Raw genomic sequence first — 14,360 nt, 5'->3', positions numbered from 1 at the left:
ACCGACTACGGTCGCGTGAGCACTCTCAAAACGCGAGGCATTGTAACGCGCCAGACAAAGCGCTTTCCGGCTGGGCAGCTAGCCGAGACTTCTCTGTTTTTATCTTGAATTAGATAAGATTGATCTCAACAAATTCTGTCAGAATTTGGATAACTGGAGCGGCAGAAGCCGCCAATGCCATGTGCATAAGGGAATTTGCGAGGATCTCGACCGAAATCATAAGGCCGTCAGAAGCAGGCGAATTCTCCCCTAATTACGCTAAATATAGCCTAACTGGTTGTCATCTTCGCCGATTTCGGGCTGCACAATCTGGCCCATGCCGACATCCGACGAAAAAGCCGCCTTTGCCGAACGTCTCAAGTTCGCCATGAAGCGCGCGCCCGAAAAACTGCGCGGCAGTACCGACCTGGCTAACCGGTTCAACCTGCGCCATCACGGCGAGCATCCGGTGTCGCCGCAAACCGCTCACAAGTGGCTCAGCGGCCGCACGATACCCACGCACGACAAACTGGAGACGCTGGCGAAGTGGTTCGACGTGGATATTCACTGGCTGCACTATGGTCCGCCGGGCAACTCGGGTTCGACCGTGCCGCGGCCCCGCAAGCCTGATGACAAGTATCCGGTTTCCGAGGAAACGCTCGAACTGGCCTCGAAGATCGAGTCGCTCAGCGCCCATCACCGCTATCTCGTGCAGGAACTGGTCGCCCAATTTTATGGCGACGCGGAGAAGAACTAACGCGCGAGCGCGAACGCTGCGCTTTGCGGCGTCAAGGAAACGGCAATCCACTCAAGCAAAAAGCCGTCCGGTTCACACCGGACGGCTTTTTTTCGAGCCTTGATTCAAGTGGCGGCGTCACCGCCGCCACTGCACTCAGGCTGCCTTCTTCTTGTTTTTGCCCATCATGCGCGTGATGTAGTACTGCTGCGCGATCGAGAGCACGTTGTTCACGACGTAGTACAGCACGAGGCCCGCCGGGAAGAAGAAGAACATGACCGAGAACGCGATCGGCATGAACATCATCATCTTGGCCTGGACGGGGTCCGGCGGCGTCGGGTTCAGCTTCGTCTGCACGAACATCGAGACGGCCATCAGCACCGGCAGGATGAAGAACGGGTCCTGCTGCGAAAGGTCGTGAATCCAGAGAATCCACGGCGCGCCGCGCATTTCCACCGACGAGAGCAGCACCCAGTACAGCGAGATGAACACCGGAATCTGGATCACCACCGGCAGACAGCCGCCGAACGGATTCACCTTCTCGGTCTTGTAGAGCTCCATGAGCGCCGCGTTCATCTTCTGCGGGTCGCTCTTGAAGCGTTCGCGCAGCGCCTGCATGCGCGGCGTGATCTCCTTCATGCGCGCCATCGACTTGTAGCTGGCGGCGGAGAGCGGGAAGAACACGGCCTTGATGAGCAGCGTGAGCAGCACGATCGACCAGCCCCAGTTGCCCACGTAGCTGTGGATCTTCTCGAGCAGCCAGAAGAGCGGCTTGGCGATGATCGTCACCCAGCCGTAGTCCTTCACGAGTTCCAGACCCGGTGCGATGCCTTCGAGCATGCGCTCTTCCTGCGGGCCCGCGAAGAGGCGCGCCTGCACGTTGTCCGTCGCACCCGGTGCGATCGTGCCGAGCGGCTGCTTCACACCCACGCGGTAGAGCGAGTTGTCGAACTTCTCGACGTAGATGCTGCGCTTGGCGCCTTGCTGCGGAATCCACGCGGTCGCGAAGTAGTGCTGCACCATCGCGATCCAGCCGTTGTCGGCTTGGGTCACGAAGTCAGCCTTGTTCTTGTCGATGTCGCCGAACGTGATCTTCTGGAAGTGATGCTCGTTCGAGTACACCGCCGGGCCGATGAAGGTATGCGAGAAGCGCGGCGTTTCGACCGGCTCGCTGTCACGCACGATTTCCATGTACAGCGTCGGCGAAACCGGCGCGCCGCTCACGTTCTGCACCTTCCAGTCCACGCCGATCACGTAGCTGCCGCGCGTGAACGTGTAGGTCTTGGTGACCTTCACGCCGCCTTTCTCGGGCGACTGAAGCGCGATCTGGAAGGTGTTGGCGTCGCCGGTCAGTTCGCGCGGGCCGTCGACTGCCGTGAACACGTCGTTGTGGTTCGGGAAGTCGCCGCCGAGCAGGCCCGTGCGTGCCAGGTACGTGTGGTCGTTCGTGTGGTCGAACAGCGTGATGTACTGGTCCGGACCCTTGCCGTCGGCGCTTTCCTTCACGAGCGACAGCTTCACGAGCGAACCGCCGCGCGTGTCGATCACGCCGTCGTAGACGTCGGTGCGGAAATGGACGAGTTGGGCTGCAACTGCAGCCGGCTGGGCGGTGTTCGTCGGCGCCTGGCCCTCGGCGGCCGCGGCCGCCGGCAGGTCGGACGCGCCGTTGGCGGCGCTAGCGGGCGCGGGGCCGCCGGCGGCGGTTTGCGTCTGCGTTTGCGTCGCGTTCGGGAAGAACATCGACTGGCGTCCATGGTCGCGCTGCCAGTTGTCGTACAGCATGACAGCTGACATGAAGAAGATGACCCATAGGACGGTGCGTTTGATATCCATGCGTTGTCTCAGTGTCGATGGAATGGCGCGTCAGCGCTTTTTCGGAGATACAGGCGGGACGAGATCGATGCCGCCCGCCGAAAACGGATGGCAGCGGCACAGCCGCCGCGCGGCGAGGTAAGTCCCGCGCGCGGCGCCATGATACTGGATTGCCTCGCGCGCGTAATCCGAACAGGAAGGATAAAAACGGCACCGGCTGCCGAGGAGGGGACTCACGGCAAGCTTGTAGAAACGCAGCAGTGCGATCAATACCGTTTGCATGGCGTTGCGGCCTGACTGCGCCGCGCTCGATGACGAACCACGTGCCGCTTGCGCGGCGTCTACGTCGGATAAGCCGGACTCGCGCGCCCCGCTCATGATGTGCGGGAACTGCCGTGGTCCGGCGGCGGAACGCTACCGGCCTGGGCACGCGCCGGCTCCTCCGCTGGTTGCCCACTTGGTGCCGCGGCCTGCGCCGCGCAAGGGGTGCGCGCAGATGTCGCAGGCGTAGCACTGCCACGCCGCGTGACTTCGCGCGCGGCCTTTTCGAGCAGCGTCTCAATCTCGCCGCGGCACAAAGCTTTGAGCCCCGGCGAAGACGCGCCCGGCAGCGCCTTGCGGTCGAACTTCGTATGCAGGCGCAGTAGCAGGTCGAAACCTTCGAACTGCGCACGGCGCACACGAAACGCTTCGCGGGCAATCCGTCGCACCAGGTTGCGCGTTACCGCGCGCGGTGCGTACTTCTTGCCGATCACGAGTCCGAGCCGCGCCTCGTTGCCGGTGGGCCGGCCGTACACGACGAAGTGTTCGGTGCGGCGCCAGGGGCGCAAACGAAAAACGGATGAGAACTCATCCGTTTTCAGTAGCCTTGCGGCTTTCGGAAAAGCGGCTTGCGTTCGCGACGGCATGACGCCCCGATCAGTTACCAGGTTCGTCCTGTTCGCCGTGCTCGCGAGCGGGCCGCTACCCGTGATTTCGCTGATAGCGATGCTGCCCGACTTAGACGGCGAGGCGCTTGCGACCCTTCGCACGGCGTGCGTTGATCACTTTGCGGCCACCAGCGGTCTTCATGCGCACGCGGAAACCGTGGGTACGCTTGCGACGGGTAACGGAAGGTTGGAAAGTACGTTTCATGTTGCTCTCACTGTTGAGTTTTGACCGCGGCGAGCATCGCGGAAAAAGGCAATGGCCGGTGGTACTAGGGATTGGTTTTCGAGGAACCCGCTATTTAAGCCGGTTTTTCGTTGGCCGTCAATAGGTTAGGCGATCGAACCTTTTCAAGCCACCGCATCGCACCTGTAGTGACTGCTGTAAGGGAACGAACGAACGTGCGTTGATCCGTCCCTGTGGATAACTTCCTGGCGAGGGGATTTCGGCGTTAGAATCTCGCCTATCCCAAGAATCCTGCATGCCGCTCCGGCCCGCCTGCTTGCCGCAAGACCCTTGCCGCGCGGGCTTCCGGAGCAATTGCCGTCGCCTCGTCAGGGCCTCGTCGCGTGTGTGCGACAAGAGCGGAGCGACTGCAACGCATGCAAACAAAACGACCACAGCAACTCGATGAACGAATTCTGGCAACACTGTTCCGCACTACTGGAGCGTGAGCTAACGCCCCAGCAGTACGTGACGTGGATTAAACCGTTGGCCCCGGTTGCCTTCGATGCTGCGGCGAACACGCTGCAGATAGCCGCTCCCAACCGCTTCAAGCTCGACTGGGTCAAGAGCCAGTTCTCGGGCCGGATCACCGATCTGGCACGCGACTTCTGGCAGACCCCGGTCGACGTGCAGTTCGTCCTCGACCCGAAGGCGGGCATGCGCGCGCCTCACGTCGCGCCCGCTGCCGCACCGCGTGCGCCTCTGGCCAGTGCGCCTGCATCGGCTGTCGCCGCCGCCGCGCCGCAACCGGCCGCCGTCACTGGCGGTACGGGCCTCGCCGGCATGGTGCAAGCCGCGTCGGCCGCCGTCGCGCAGGCTAGCGCTGAAGACGCCGCCGATCTCGATCTGCCCAGCCTCGACGCCAACGAAGCCGCCGCCGGCCGCCGTACCTGGCGTCCGGGCCAGGGCGCGGCCGCGGCTGCCTCGAACGGCGAACCCGACCCGACCTACGAGCGCTCGAAGCTCAACCCGGTGCTCACGTTCGACAACTTCGTGACGGGTAAGGCGAACCAGCTCGCACGCGCCGCCGCCATTCAGGTGGCCGACAACCCGGGCATCTCGTACAACCCGCTGTTCCTGTACGGCGGCGTAGGCCTTGGCAAGACCCACTTGATCCACGCGATCGGCAACCAGCTGCTGCTCGACAAGCCGGGTGCGCGCATCCGCTACATCCACGCCGAACAGTATGTGTCCGACGTGGTGAAGGCCTACCAGCGCAAGGCGTTCGACGACTTCAAGCGTTACTACCACTCGCTCGACCTGCTGCTGATCGACGATATTCAGTTCTTCTCGGGCAAGTCGCGCACGCAGGAAGAGTTCTTCTACGCGTTCGAGGCGCTCGTCGCCAACAAGGCGCAGGTGATCATCACGAGCGATACGTATCCGAAGGAAATCTCGGGTATCGACGACCGTCTGATCTCGCGCTTCGACTCGGGCCTGACCGTGGCGATCGAGCCGCCCGAGCTGGAAATGCGCGTGGCCATTCTGATGCGCAAGGCGCAGTCGGAAGGCGTGAGCCTGAACGAGGACGTGGCGTTCTTCGTCGCGAAGCATCTGCGCTCGAACGTGCGCGAACTCGAAGGCGCGCTGCGCAAGATCCTCGCGTACTCGAAGTTCCACGGCCGCGAGATCTCGATCGAGCTGACCAAGGAAGCGCTCAAGGACCTGCTGACGGTTCAGAACCGCCAGATTTCTGTCGAAAACATCCAGAAGACGGTGGCTGACTTCTACAGCATCAAGGTCGCCGACATGTATTCGAAGAAGCGCCCGGCCAATATCGCGCGCCCGCGCCAGATCGCCATGTATCTGGCCAAGGAGCTGACGCAGAAGAGCCTGCCGGAAATTGGCGAGCTGTTCGGCGGCCGCGATCACACCACGGTGCTGCACGCCGTGCGCAAGATCGCCGACGAACGCACCAAGGACGCTCAGCTCAATCACGAGCTGCACGTGCTCGAGCAGACGCTGAAGGGGTAACACGCAGACAAGCAGCACCTGAACGGCGGGGCGGACGGTCGCATCCCGAGGGTTTGCCCTGTTTATTTCGCGGATCGCCCCCAATTTAGGGAAGTGGTCCGTTTTCAGGCACAATATGGGTTTAACCGCCCGGCGGTCCGGGGCGGGAAACACGCCGCGGCCTGTGCTGCATCAACCGTCTGAGCGGCGCCGAAGCCGCCGCCCACACATGCGATTCGTGGGGTCGCGTCGGCAAAACCGGCGCCAGGCGGGCGCGCAGACCGTCACATCAACGAAGGAACTCTATGCAACTGGTCAAGACCGAACGCGATAACCTGCTGAGGCCGCTGCAAACGGTGAGCGGCATTGTCGAACGCCGCCACACGTTGCCGATCCTCGCCAATCTGCTGATCACCAAAACCGGTTCCGACGTCTCGTTCCTGTCGACCGACCTCGAGTTGCAGATCACCACGACCGCCGACTTCGGCGTAGGCAACGACCAGGTGGCCACGACGGTCGCCGCGCGCAAGCTGCTCGACATCCTGCGCGCCATGCCCGACGGCCAGGTCACGCTCACGCTCGCCGACAAGCGCCTCACGGTGCAGTCGGGCAAGAGCCGCTTCGCCTTGCAAACGCTCGCCGCGGACGAGTTCCCCACGGTGGCGCAGGCCAAGGACTTCGGCGCGAACCTCGCGGTGCCGCAGAAAACGTTCCGCCAGTTGCTCGGCATGGTGTATTTCGCCATGGCGCAGCAGGACATCCGCTACTACCTGAACGGCATGCTGCTCGTCGTGGACGGCGACCAGCTCATGGCGGTCGCAACCGACGGCCACCGCCTCGCGTTCTCGTCGATGAAGATCGAAGGCTCGTTCGCGCGCCAGGAAGTCATCATCCCGCGCAAGACCATTCTCGAACTGCAGCGCCTGCTCGAAGACATCGACGACGTGCTGAAGATCGACATCGGTTCGACGCAGGTGAAGTTCACGTTCGGCCAGGTCGAACTGGTTTCGAAGCTCGTGGAGGGCAAGTTCCCCGACTTCCAGCGCGTGATCCCGAAGGCGCACAAGAACACCTTCCAGATCGGCCGCGAAGAACTGCAGCGCTCGCTGCAGCGCGCGGCGATTCTCACGTCCGACAAGTTCAAGGGCGTGCGCTGCATCATCGAGCCTGGCCAGCTCAAGATCATGTCGACCAACGCCGACCAGGAAGAGGCGCAGGAAGAACTGGAAATCGCCTACCAGGGCGACACCATCGACATCGGGTTCAACGTCACGTATCTGCTCGACGTCCTCGCGAACCTGAAGGTCGACACGCTGGAAGTGAGCCTCGGCGACGCCAGCTCCAGCGCGCTCATCACGATTCCCGAGAACGAGGAATTCAAGTACGTGGTGATGCCGATGCGCATCTAAAAAGCGCGACAGAAGAAGAACACCAGGGGGCGCTGCGCCCCTTTGGCGTTTTTATGGCTTTTTGAAAAAGTCTCGAGCAGTAACACAGGCAGTACGCAGAACCGGAAAATTCCATGACTGATACGAACAACTCGCAACCCGACAACAGCTACGGCGCCTCGTCGATCCAGATCCTCGAAGGTCTGGAGGCAGTGCGCAAGCGGCCCGGGATGTACATCGGCGACACGTCGGACGGCACCGGTCTGCACCATCTCGTCTTCGAAGTGCTGGACAACTCGATCGACGAAGCCCTCGCCGGCTACTGTAACGACATCCACGTGGTGATTCACGCGGACAACTCCATCTCGATCACCGATAACGGCCGCGGCATTCCCACGGACGTGAAGATGGACGACAAGCACGATCCGAAGCGCAGCGCCGCCGAAATCGTGATGACCGAGCTGCACGCGGGCGGCAAGTTCGACCAGAACAGCTACAAGGTCTCGGGCGGCCTGCACGGCGTGGGCGTGTCGTGCGTGAACGCACTCTCGAGCTTTCTGCGTCTGACCGTGCGCCGGGACGGCAAGAAGCACTTCATGGAATTTCACCGTGGCGTGCCGCAGAACCGCGTGCTCGAAGAGCGTGACGGCCACACGGTCTCGCCCATGCAACTGCTTGGCGACACCGAAAATCGTGGCACCGAAGTGCACTTCATGGCCGACGAAACCATCTTCGGCAGCGTGGAGTACCACTACGACATTCTCGCCAAGCGTATTCGCGAACTCTCGTTCCTGAACAACGGCGTGCGCATTCGCCTGACCGACCAACGCTCGGGCAAGGAAGACGATTTCGCCTTCGGTGGCGGCGTGAAGGGCTTTGTCGAGTACATCAACAAGGCGAAGACCGTCCTGCACCCGAACATCTTCTACGTGCAAAGCGAGAAGGACGGCGTGGGCGTCGAAGTGGCGATGCAGTGGAACGACAGCTACAACGAAAGCGTGCTGTGCTTCACGAACAACATCCCGCAGCGCGACGGCGGCACGCACTTGACCGGCCTGCGCGCGGCGATGACGCGCGTGATCAACAAGTACATCGCCGACAACGAAATCGCGAAGAAGGCCAAGGTCGAAACCTCGGGCGACGACATGCGCGAAGGGTTGTCGTGCGTGCTTTCCGTGAAGGTGCCGGAGCCGAAGTTCAGCTCGCAGACGAAGGACAAGCTGGTTTCCTCGGAAGTGCGTGCGCCGGTTGAAGAAGTCGTGGCGAAGGCGCTCGAGGAGTTTCTGCTGGAAACGCCGAACGACGCAAAGACCATTTGCAGCAAGATCGTCGACGCTGCACGCGCACGCGACGCCGCGCGCAAGGCGCGCGAGATGACGCGCCGCAAGGGCGTGCTCGACGGCGTGGGCCTGCCGGGCAAGCTCGCGGACTGCCAGGAGAAAGATCCGGCGAAGTCGGAAGTCTATATCGTCGAGGGCGACTCGGCAGGCGGCTCGGCCAAGCAAGGCCGTGACCGCAAGTTCCAGGCAATCCTGCCGCTGCGCGGCAAGGTGCTGAACGTCGAAAAGGCCCGCTACGACAAGCTGCTGTCTTCCGAGCAGATCGTCACGCTGATCACCGCGCTGGGCTGCGGTATCGGCAAGGACGACTACAACCTCGACAAGCTGCGTTATCACCGCATCATCATCATGACCGACGCGGACGTGGACGGCGCGCACATCCGCACGCTGCTGCTCACGTTCTTCTATCGCCAGATGCCCGAGATGATCGAGCGCGGCTACGTGTATATCGCGCAGCCGCCGCTGTACAAGCTGAAGGCGGGCAAGGACGAGCGCTATCTCAAGGACGATTCGGAGCTGAATGCGCATATGCTGCGTCTCGCGCTGCAGGGCTCGGAGCTCGTGCCGAACGAAGGCGCAACGCCAATCTCCGGTGACGCGCTTGGCGAGCTAGCACGCTCGTATCAGCTTGCACGCGGCGTGGTGGATCGTCTCTCGCGTCTGTACGACGAGCGCGCGCTCGAAGCGATCATGGACGGCGTGGCGATCGATCTGTCGAGTGAAGAATCGACCGAGGCTTCGGCGCGTGCACTCGAAGCGCAACTGCGCGACGATCCGCTCAAGCCGGAAGTGAGCGTGGTGCCGATGTACGACCAGGTGCGCGAGCAACGTTCGCTGCGCGTGGAGCGTCGCCATCACGGCAACGTGAAGGTCTCAGTGATCGACGAGGAGTTCCAGCTCACCGCCGACTATCAGCAGCTCGTGAACACGGCCAATACGTTCAAGGGCTTGATCGGCAAGAACGCCGTGATCAAGCGAGGCGAACGCAGCATGGCCGTGAACGACTTCAAGAGCGCGATGAAGTGGCTGATCGCCGATGCCGAGCGCAACGTGTCGAAGCAGCGCTATAAGGGGCTTGGCGAGATGAACCCCGGGCAGCTCTGGGAAACGACGATGGATCCGACTGTGCGACGTTTGCTGCGCGTGCAGATCGAGGACGCGATCGCCGCCGATGGCATCTTTACGACGCTCATGGGTGACGATGTCGAGCCGCGCCGTGCGTTCATTGAAAGCAATGCGCTGCGGGCGGGGAATATCGACGTTTGATCGTCCGATGCTGCCATTGAAAAGCAAACGCCCGGGGAACCGGGCGTTTTTATTTGATGCCGCAGTTCGTGCCGCAAAGCCCACCGCGATGCGATGAAAGCGCCCCGAGAGGCGCTATTTTTTTGTCTGGAAGACAGCAAGAACTCGCGCCCGGAAGTATCCACAGCCCTCAGCGGATAACCCTCGGAAAACCCCAGGAAATCACTGTGCATGAATCGGGGATAACTTCGGCAGCGCAAAAAGTGTGGAAAAGTTGCCAGCAGCTGCCTGGCGTTGTCCCGTTAACACCCGCAAGGTTATGTTTTTTCCACAGCCTTGTTTACTCAATGGTTTTCCACGGTTATCCACAGAATACCCAGGGCCTTGTTAACTATTACTACGTTTACGTATACATACGTTATTAAAACCTTAGAACCCTCGCATCGGAAACGAAGATGCCGCCGTAAACCGTCCCGGCGGCATCGTCCTTACCCTGCAAATCGCACGGCTCAAGCCAGCGGGATATAAAGCTCCGTCTTCAGGTCCTCCGGCGCCGCCTCGTCAGGCGTATTCAGATAAACCTCGAACGAAGGCGCCGAAAAGTCCGGCTTGCGCCCGAGCTTCTGCAAGCCTTTGTTGTAAAGCCACATCCACGCTTGCTGCAGCCCCTCATACGGCCCCTTGTGAAGCACCATCGCGTGTTCGCCGCCACGCAGCTGAACCTTCTCGACAGGCGCCAGGATCTCCACATCGGTTTCTTGCCCCAGATGCAGTGCCGCTTTCGAGCGCAGCTTCGATTCTTCGACCGTCTTGGGATCGTCGTAAAAGATGCCAACCATCTTCGAACCGGACGTGCGCACGTTGCGCTCGCCAAGCCATTGCGCGAGCGTGTAGAACGCGTCGCTGATCTTCATGTACGGACCCACGTGGCTGACGGCGAGCAGATCCATTGGCTCGAGGGTGAGGAGCTTCACGTCGCGGTTTTGCATGATGGCGTCTCCAGGTGCACTGGCCACGCGAATGCGCGGCTGCATGCGCCCGAAGATAGCACCGTGCTCCGGTAGACGCCCTCGGCGTGCCGAGGACTCGAGCGTCACAAACTCACACGTGTTACCGGATGCGCCTCGAGCCACGCGTTCTCTTCGTCGTCGTAGAGCCGCGAGCGCGTGAGAAAGCGCAGGCCCGTGGGTCGTTCGAGCGAAAACATGCCGCCGTTGCCTGGCACGGCGTCGATGATGAGCTGGGTGTGCTGCCAGTACTCAAACTGCGCCTCCGTCATATAAAACGGCATCCCGCCGATTTCGCCCAACTGCACGTCGGCATTGCCGACCATGAACTCGCCGACGGGAAAGCACATGGGCGCGCTGCCGTCGCAGCAGCCGCCCGACTGGTGAAAGAGCACCGGGCCATGTTCGCGCGTTAGCTGCTCGATCAGCGCGAGTGCGGCCGGCGTGGCGGTAACACGTTCGACCATCTCGTGACGCTCCTCTCAAAGTGCAACGAAGCAGGCCCAAGCAGGCGTCGCGCGCAGTGGCGGCTTCCGGGCCGCAAAAACACCGCGCGCGACGCGCAGGGCACGCAGTGGGATCAGAAGAACCCGAGCGGCTGCTCGCTATAGCTCACGAGCAGGTTCTTCGTTTGCTGGTAGTGGTCGAGCATCATCTTGTGGTTCTCGCGCCCGATGCCCGATTGCTTGTAGCCGCCAAATGCCGCGTGCGCCGGATACGCGTGGTAGCAGTTGGTCCACACACGCCCCGCCTGGATCGCGCGGCCGAAGCGGTAGGCACGCGTACCGTCGCGCGTCCACACGCCCGCGCCGAGGCCGTAGAGCGTGTCGTTGGCGATTTCCAGCGCTTCTTCTTCAGTCTTGAAGGTCGTGACGGACACTACTGGCCCAAAGATTTCCTCCTGGAAGATGCGCATCTTGTTGTGGCCGCGGAAGACGGTGGGCTTCACGTAGTAGCCGTCGCCGAGTTCGCCGGTGAGTGCGTTGCGCTCGCCGCCAATCAGGCATTGCGCGCCTTCCTGCTTCCCGAGGTCGATATACGAGAGGATCTTCTCGAGCTGCTCTTGTGAGGCCTGTGCACCGATCATCGTCTTCGTGTCGAGCGGGTGGCCTTGCTGGATCGCCGCCACGCGCTTGAGCGCGCGCTCCATGAAGCGGTCATAGATCTTTTCGTCGATGAGCACGCGCGACGGGCACGTGCACACTTCGCCCTGGTTGAGCGCGAACATCGCGAAGCCTTCGAGCGCCTTGTCGAAGTAGCTGTCGTCGTGGTCGAGCACGTCGGCGAAGAAGATGTTCGGGCTCTTGCCGCCCAGCTCCAGCGTCACCGGAATGATGTTCTGGCTCGCGTACTGCATGATGAGGCGGCCCGTGGTGGTTTCGCCCGTAAAGGCGATCTTCGCGATGCGCTTGTTCGAAGCGAGCGGCTTGCCGGCTTCGAGACCGAAGCCGTTCACCACGTTGAGCACGCCGGCCGGCAGCAGGTCCTGGATCAATTCGGTCAGCACGAGAAACGAAGCGGGCGTCTGCTCGGCGGGCTTGAGCACCACGCAGTTGCCGGCCGCGAGAGCGGGCGCGAGCTTCCACGCGGCCATGAGGATCGGAAAGTTCCACGGAATGATCTGGCCGACCACGCCGAGCGGCTCATGGAAGTGATACGCAACCGTGTCGTGGTCGATCTCGGAGATGCCGCCTTCCTGCGCACGCACACAGCCCGCGAAATAGCGGAAGTGGTCCGCGGCGAGCGGAATATCGGCGGCGAGCGTTTCACGCAGCGGCTTGCCGTTATCGATGGTCTCGGCCACGGCGAGCTTGTGGAGGTTCTGCTCGATGCGATCGGCGATGCGGTTCAGAATATTGGCGCGGTCGGTGGGCGAGGTCTTGCCCCATGCGGCTTTCGCTTTGTGTGCGGCGTCGAGTGCGAGTTCGACGTCGGCCTCGCGCGAGCGCGGAATGGACGTGAACGCGTGACCCGTGATGGGCGAGATGTCGTCGAAATACTCGCCGCCGAGCGGCGCCACCCACTCGCCGCCGATGAAGTTGCCATACTGCTTCTTGTACGGGAATTCGGTGGTCAGGAATTGCATGTCCGCGTGATTCATCTCCGTGCTCCTCTGTGTTCTCGATCTCGATATGGACGGGCGCAGCGAGGCCGCGCTACCGCGGGACGCTAACGCGAGAACCATGCCAGCGCGGCGGCGCAGCCGCGTCGCGCCATGCGGTAGCGGCTCAGCGCACGCGTACCCTGAAAATGCGTGATCTGCGGGCCATGCATGCAATCGGCGGATTGCGTCAGCCCGGAACAGAGGGGCATTCAACTGCTCAAGAAGTGAACAGCCGGGAAGCGCAATATCGACGGGAGTTGGAGATTTGCGGCGCGCGGGCCGCACTTGAGGTAGGCTTTGCACCCGTAACAGTCAGGAGAGTCTGCATGTCGAGTACATTCGTTTGCCGCAACCAGTCGTGCGGCACCCCGTGGGAACAGAGCGAGGTCGTGATCAAGAACGAAGGGCAGGGGCCCTTGTTCCGGTGTCCGCTGTGCGGTGCCCGCAACTACCTTGAGCAGTTCGAAGACGACGATGGCAACGTCGTCTATGAGCAGGTGGACGGCAAGCCCTTCCTCTGAGCGCTGGCGGCTAGAGGATCTGCGTCGCGAGCGTGATGCCGAAGAAGAAGCCGCCAACCAGGCCAAGCGCACGGCCGACCAGTAGCTGGTTCAGATCCTCGTCCAGCATCATGGGGTCGCGCCGGTCGCGCAGCATCGTTTTCAGCAGCAAGGGGCGGATCAGGAGTGCGCAAGCGGCGATCACGACCGGCACTGCAAGGCGGACAGCCAGGCTGACATGCTTCTCGGGCGGAATATCCAGCCAGACCAGGAGCAGGACCAGAATCGTTGTGACGAGCGCACCGACGATTGCGCCTGCCACGAGCCGGTCGACAGGATGACCGTGCATCATGATTTACCTCGTTGGAACAGTTGACCTGACTATGATCAGCATTTAGTCAGAAAAACCCTATAGGAAGAGTCTGAAAGTGAGATAGGCTATTCGGGATCAAATCATTCGGATTCCGAAGTTTATTGCCGCCGATGCCGTTGCGGACCCGGCAAATGTGGAAAGCGAATGGGCGGCTTGCCGGCGAACGACGAAGCGTGAGAGCCGGGCGGCGAGGCGCCGGTTTCAGCGGCTTCCATCCCCAATTTAGTCAGACGATTTGTTACCTATCCATACGGGTAGGCTGGCGAGCGCCCCGGAGCGTCCTACAGTACTTCATACGATAAGAAACCACGGCAGGACCAACGGGGAAAGCCATGACATTCGTCGAACAGGAAATCGCGCACATCGCGCGCGTGATGCCGCCGTCGCTGGCCGGCGATTTCGAGATGCCGGTGATGGGGGTCGCCTACTGGCGCAAGCGTCTGCACGCGCTTCTCAAGCAGAACCACCTGACTCACGTTCAGCTTTCGACCGTCGACACGCTGCTTCGCCAGCTCGACGGCTTCGAGGCGCTCAGCCGCTGGCTGCCGCGTCCGAAGCAGGCGTCGCGTCACGTGAGGCGGGTGAAGTAGCCCAAGAAAGTGCCCGGGGAGAAATGCAAAAAGCCCGATCGCAAGGATCGGGCTTTTTGACTGAATTGGCTGGTGGGGCGTGAGCGACTCGAACACTCGACCTACGGATTAAGAGTCCGCTGCTCTACCAACTGAGCTAACGCCCCCAACAGAAGAAAGATTATGCAGGACTTTTTGGGAC

13 protein-coding genes, 1 tRNA gene and 1 pseudogene are annotated in these 14,360 nt (G+C 61.7%); 6 read left to right on the top strand and 9 right to left on the bottom strand.

The window, feature by feature from the left end:
• Window positions 1-316 precede the first annotated feature (316 nt).
• Window positions 317-736 (top strand): transcriptional regulator, encoded by a 420-nt coding sequence (locus tag U5A52_RS08355; RefSeq protein ID WP_321907272.1) that lies wholly within the window; start codon window positions 317-319, stop codon window positions 734-736.
• Between the two features lie 135 nt (window positions 737-871).
• Here the strand turns inward: U5A52_RS08355 and yidC are convergent, their stop codons facing one another.
• The 4 genes and pseudogenes from yidC to rpmH form a co-directional block, all read right to left on the bottom strand.
• A complete protein-coding gene (gene yidC, locus U5A52_RS08350; protein WP_321934467.1) occupies window positions 872-2,548 on the bottom strand; it encodes a membrane protein insertase YidC in 1,677 nt (558 codons plus the stop codon).
• Window positions 2,549-2,578: 30 nt separating this feature from the next.
• Window positions 2,579-2,809 carry a membrane protein insertion efficiency factor YidD gene (gene yidD / locus U5A52_RS08345; RefSeq protein ID WP_091999750.1) on the bottom strand — a complete coding sequence of 77 codons (231 nt, stop codon included), beginning with the start codon at window positions 2,807-2,809 and terminating at the stop codon, window positions 2,579-2,581.
• A 203-nt stretch (window positions 2,810-3,012) separates the two neighbouring features.
• A pseudogene (gene rnpA, locus U5A52_RS08340) lies at window positions 3,013-3,435 on the bottom strand (ribonuclease P protein component); the annotation flags it as partial.
• Window positions 3,436-3,526: 91 nt separating this feature from the next.
• Window positions 3,527-3,661: a 50S ribosomal protein L34 gene (gene rpmH / locus U5A52_RS08335; protein ID WP_026120950.1), complete on the bottom strand. Its 135-nt coding sequence runs from the start codon at window positions 3,659-3,661 to the stop codon at window positions 3,527-3,529.
• A 423-nt stretch (window positions 3,662-4,084) separates the two neighbouring features.
• Here rpmH and dnaA point away from each other — a divergent pair, with 423 nt between their 5' ends.
• The 3 genes from dnaA to gyrB all read left to right on the top strand — a co-directional run bounded on the left by dnaA (window position 4,085) and on the right by gyrB (window position 9,626).
• A complete protein-coding gene (gene dnaA, locus U5A52_RS08330; RefSeq protein ID WP_321934466.1) occupies window positions 4,085-5,653 on the top strand; it encodes a chromosomal replication initiator protein DnaA in 1,569 nt (522 codons plus the stop codon).
• 284 nt (window positions 5,654-5,937) lie between these two features.
• Entirely contained in the window at window positions 5,938-7,041 is a 1,104-nt protein-coding gene (gene dnaN, locus U5A52_RS08325; protein ID WP_028203240.1) for a DNA polymerase III subunit beta, read from the top strand.
• A 113-nt stretch (window positions 7,042-7,154) separates the two neighbouring features.
• Complete coding sequence (gyrB, locus tag U5A52_RS08320; protein ID WP_321907280.1) at window positions 7,155-9,626, top strand: DNA topoisomerase (ATP-hydrolyzing) subunit B; 2,472 nt, start codon at window positions 7,155-7,157, stop codon at window positions 9,624-9,626.
• Window positions 9,627-10,114: 488 nt separating this feature from the next.
• Here the strand turns inward: gyrB and U5A52_RS08315 are convergent, their stop codons facing one another.
• The 3 genes from U5A52_RS08315 to adh all read right to left on the bottom strand — a co-directional run bounded on the left by U5A52_RS08315 (window position 10,115) and on the right by adh (window position 12,713).
• Window positions 10,115-10,594 carry a GyrI-like domain-containing protein gene (locus U5A52_RS08315; protein ID WP_321934465.1) on the bottom strand — a complete coding sequence of 160 codons (480 nt, stop codon included), beginning with the start codon at window positions 10,592-10,594 and terminating at the stop codon, window positions 10,115-10,117.
• 104 nt (window positions 10,595-10,698) lie between these two features.
• On the bottom strand, window positions 10,699-11,079 hold the full coding sequence (locus tag U5A52_RS08310; protein ID WP_321934464.1) for a DUF779 domain-containing protein: 381 nt from the start codon (window positions 11,077-11,079) through the stop codon (window positions 10,699-10,701).
• A 113-nt stretch (window positions 11,080-11,192) separates the two neighbouring features.
• Entirely contained in the window at window positions 11,193-12,713 is a 1,521-nt protein-coding gene (gene adh, locus U5A52_RS08305; protein ID WP_321934463.1) for an aldehyde dehydrogenase, read from the bottom strand.
• A 329-nt stretch (window positions 12,714-13,042) separates the two neighbouring features.
• Between adh and U5A52_RS08300 the strand changes: the two genes are divergently transcribed.
• A complete protein-coding gene (locus U5A52_RS08300; RefSeq protein ID WP_069264575.1) occupies window positions 13,043-13,237 on the top strand; it encodes a hypothetical protein in 195 nt (64 codons plus the stop codon).
• A 10-nt stretch (window positions 13,238-13,247) separates the two neighbouring features.
• On the opposite strand, the gene U5A52_RS08295 is transcribed toward U5A52_RS08300, so the two are convergent.
• A complete protein-coding gene (locus U5A52_RS08295; protein WP_321934462.1) occupies window positions 13,248-13,568 on the bottom strand; it encodes a hypothetical protein in 321 nt (106 codons plus the stop codon).
• 353 nt (window positions 13,569-13,921) lie between these two features.
• Here U5A52_RS08295 and U5A52_RS08290 point away from each other — a divergent pair, with 353 nt between their 5' ends.
• Window positions 13,922-14,179 (top strand): hypothetical protein, encoded by a 258-nt coding sequence (locus tag U5A52_RS08290; protein ID WP_158756626.1) that lies wholly within the window; start codon window positions 13,922-13,924, stop codon window positions 14,177-14,179.
• Window positions 14,180-14,249: 70 nt separating this feature from the next.
• Here the strand turns inward: U5A52_RS08290 and U5A52_RS08285 are convergent.
• A tRNA-Lys gene (locus tag U5A52_RS08285) sits at window positions 14,250-14,325 on the bottom strand.
• Window positions 14,326-14,360 lie beyond the last annotated feature (35 nt).

The organism is Paraburkholderia sp. J8-2, from assembly GCF_905220195.1.
GTDB lineage: Bacteria > Pseudomonadota > Gammaproteobacteria > Burkholderiales > Burkholderiaceae > Paraburkholderia.
Note: the sequence above shows the minus strand (reverse complement) of the source record. Positions and strands in the feature narration are given on the sequence as shown.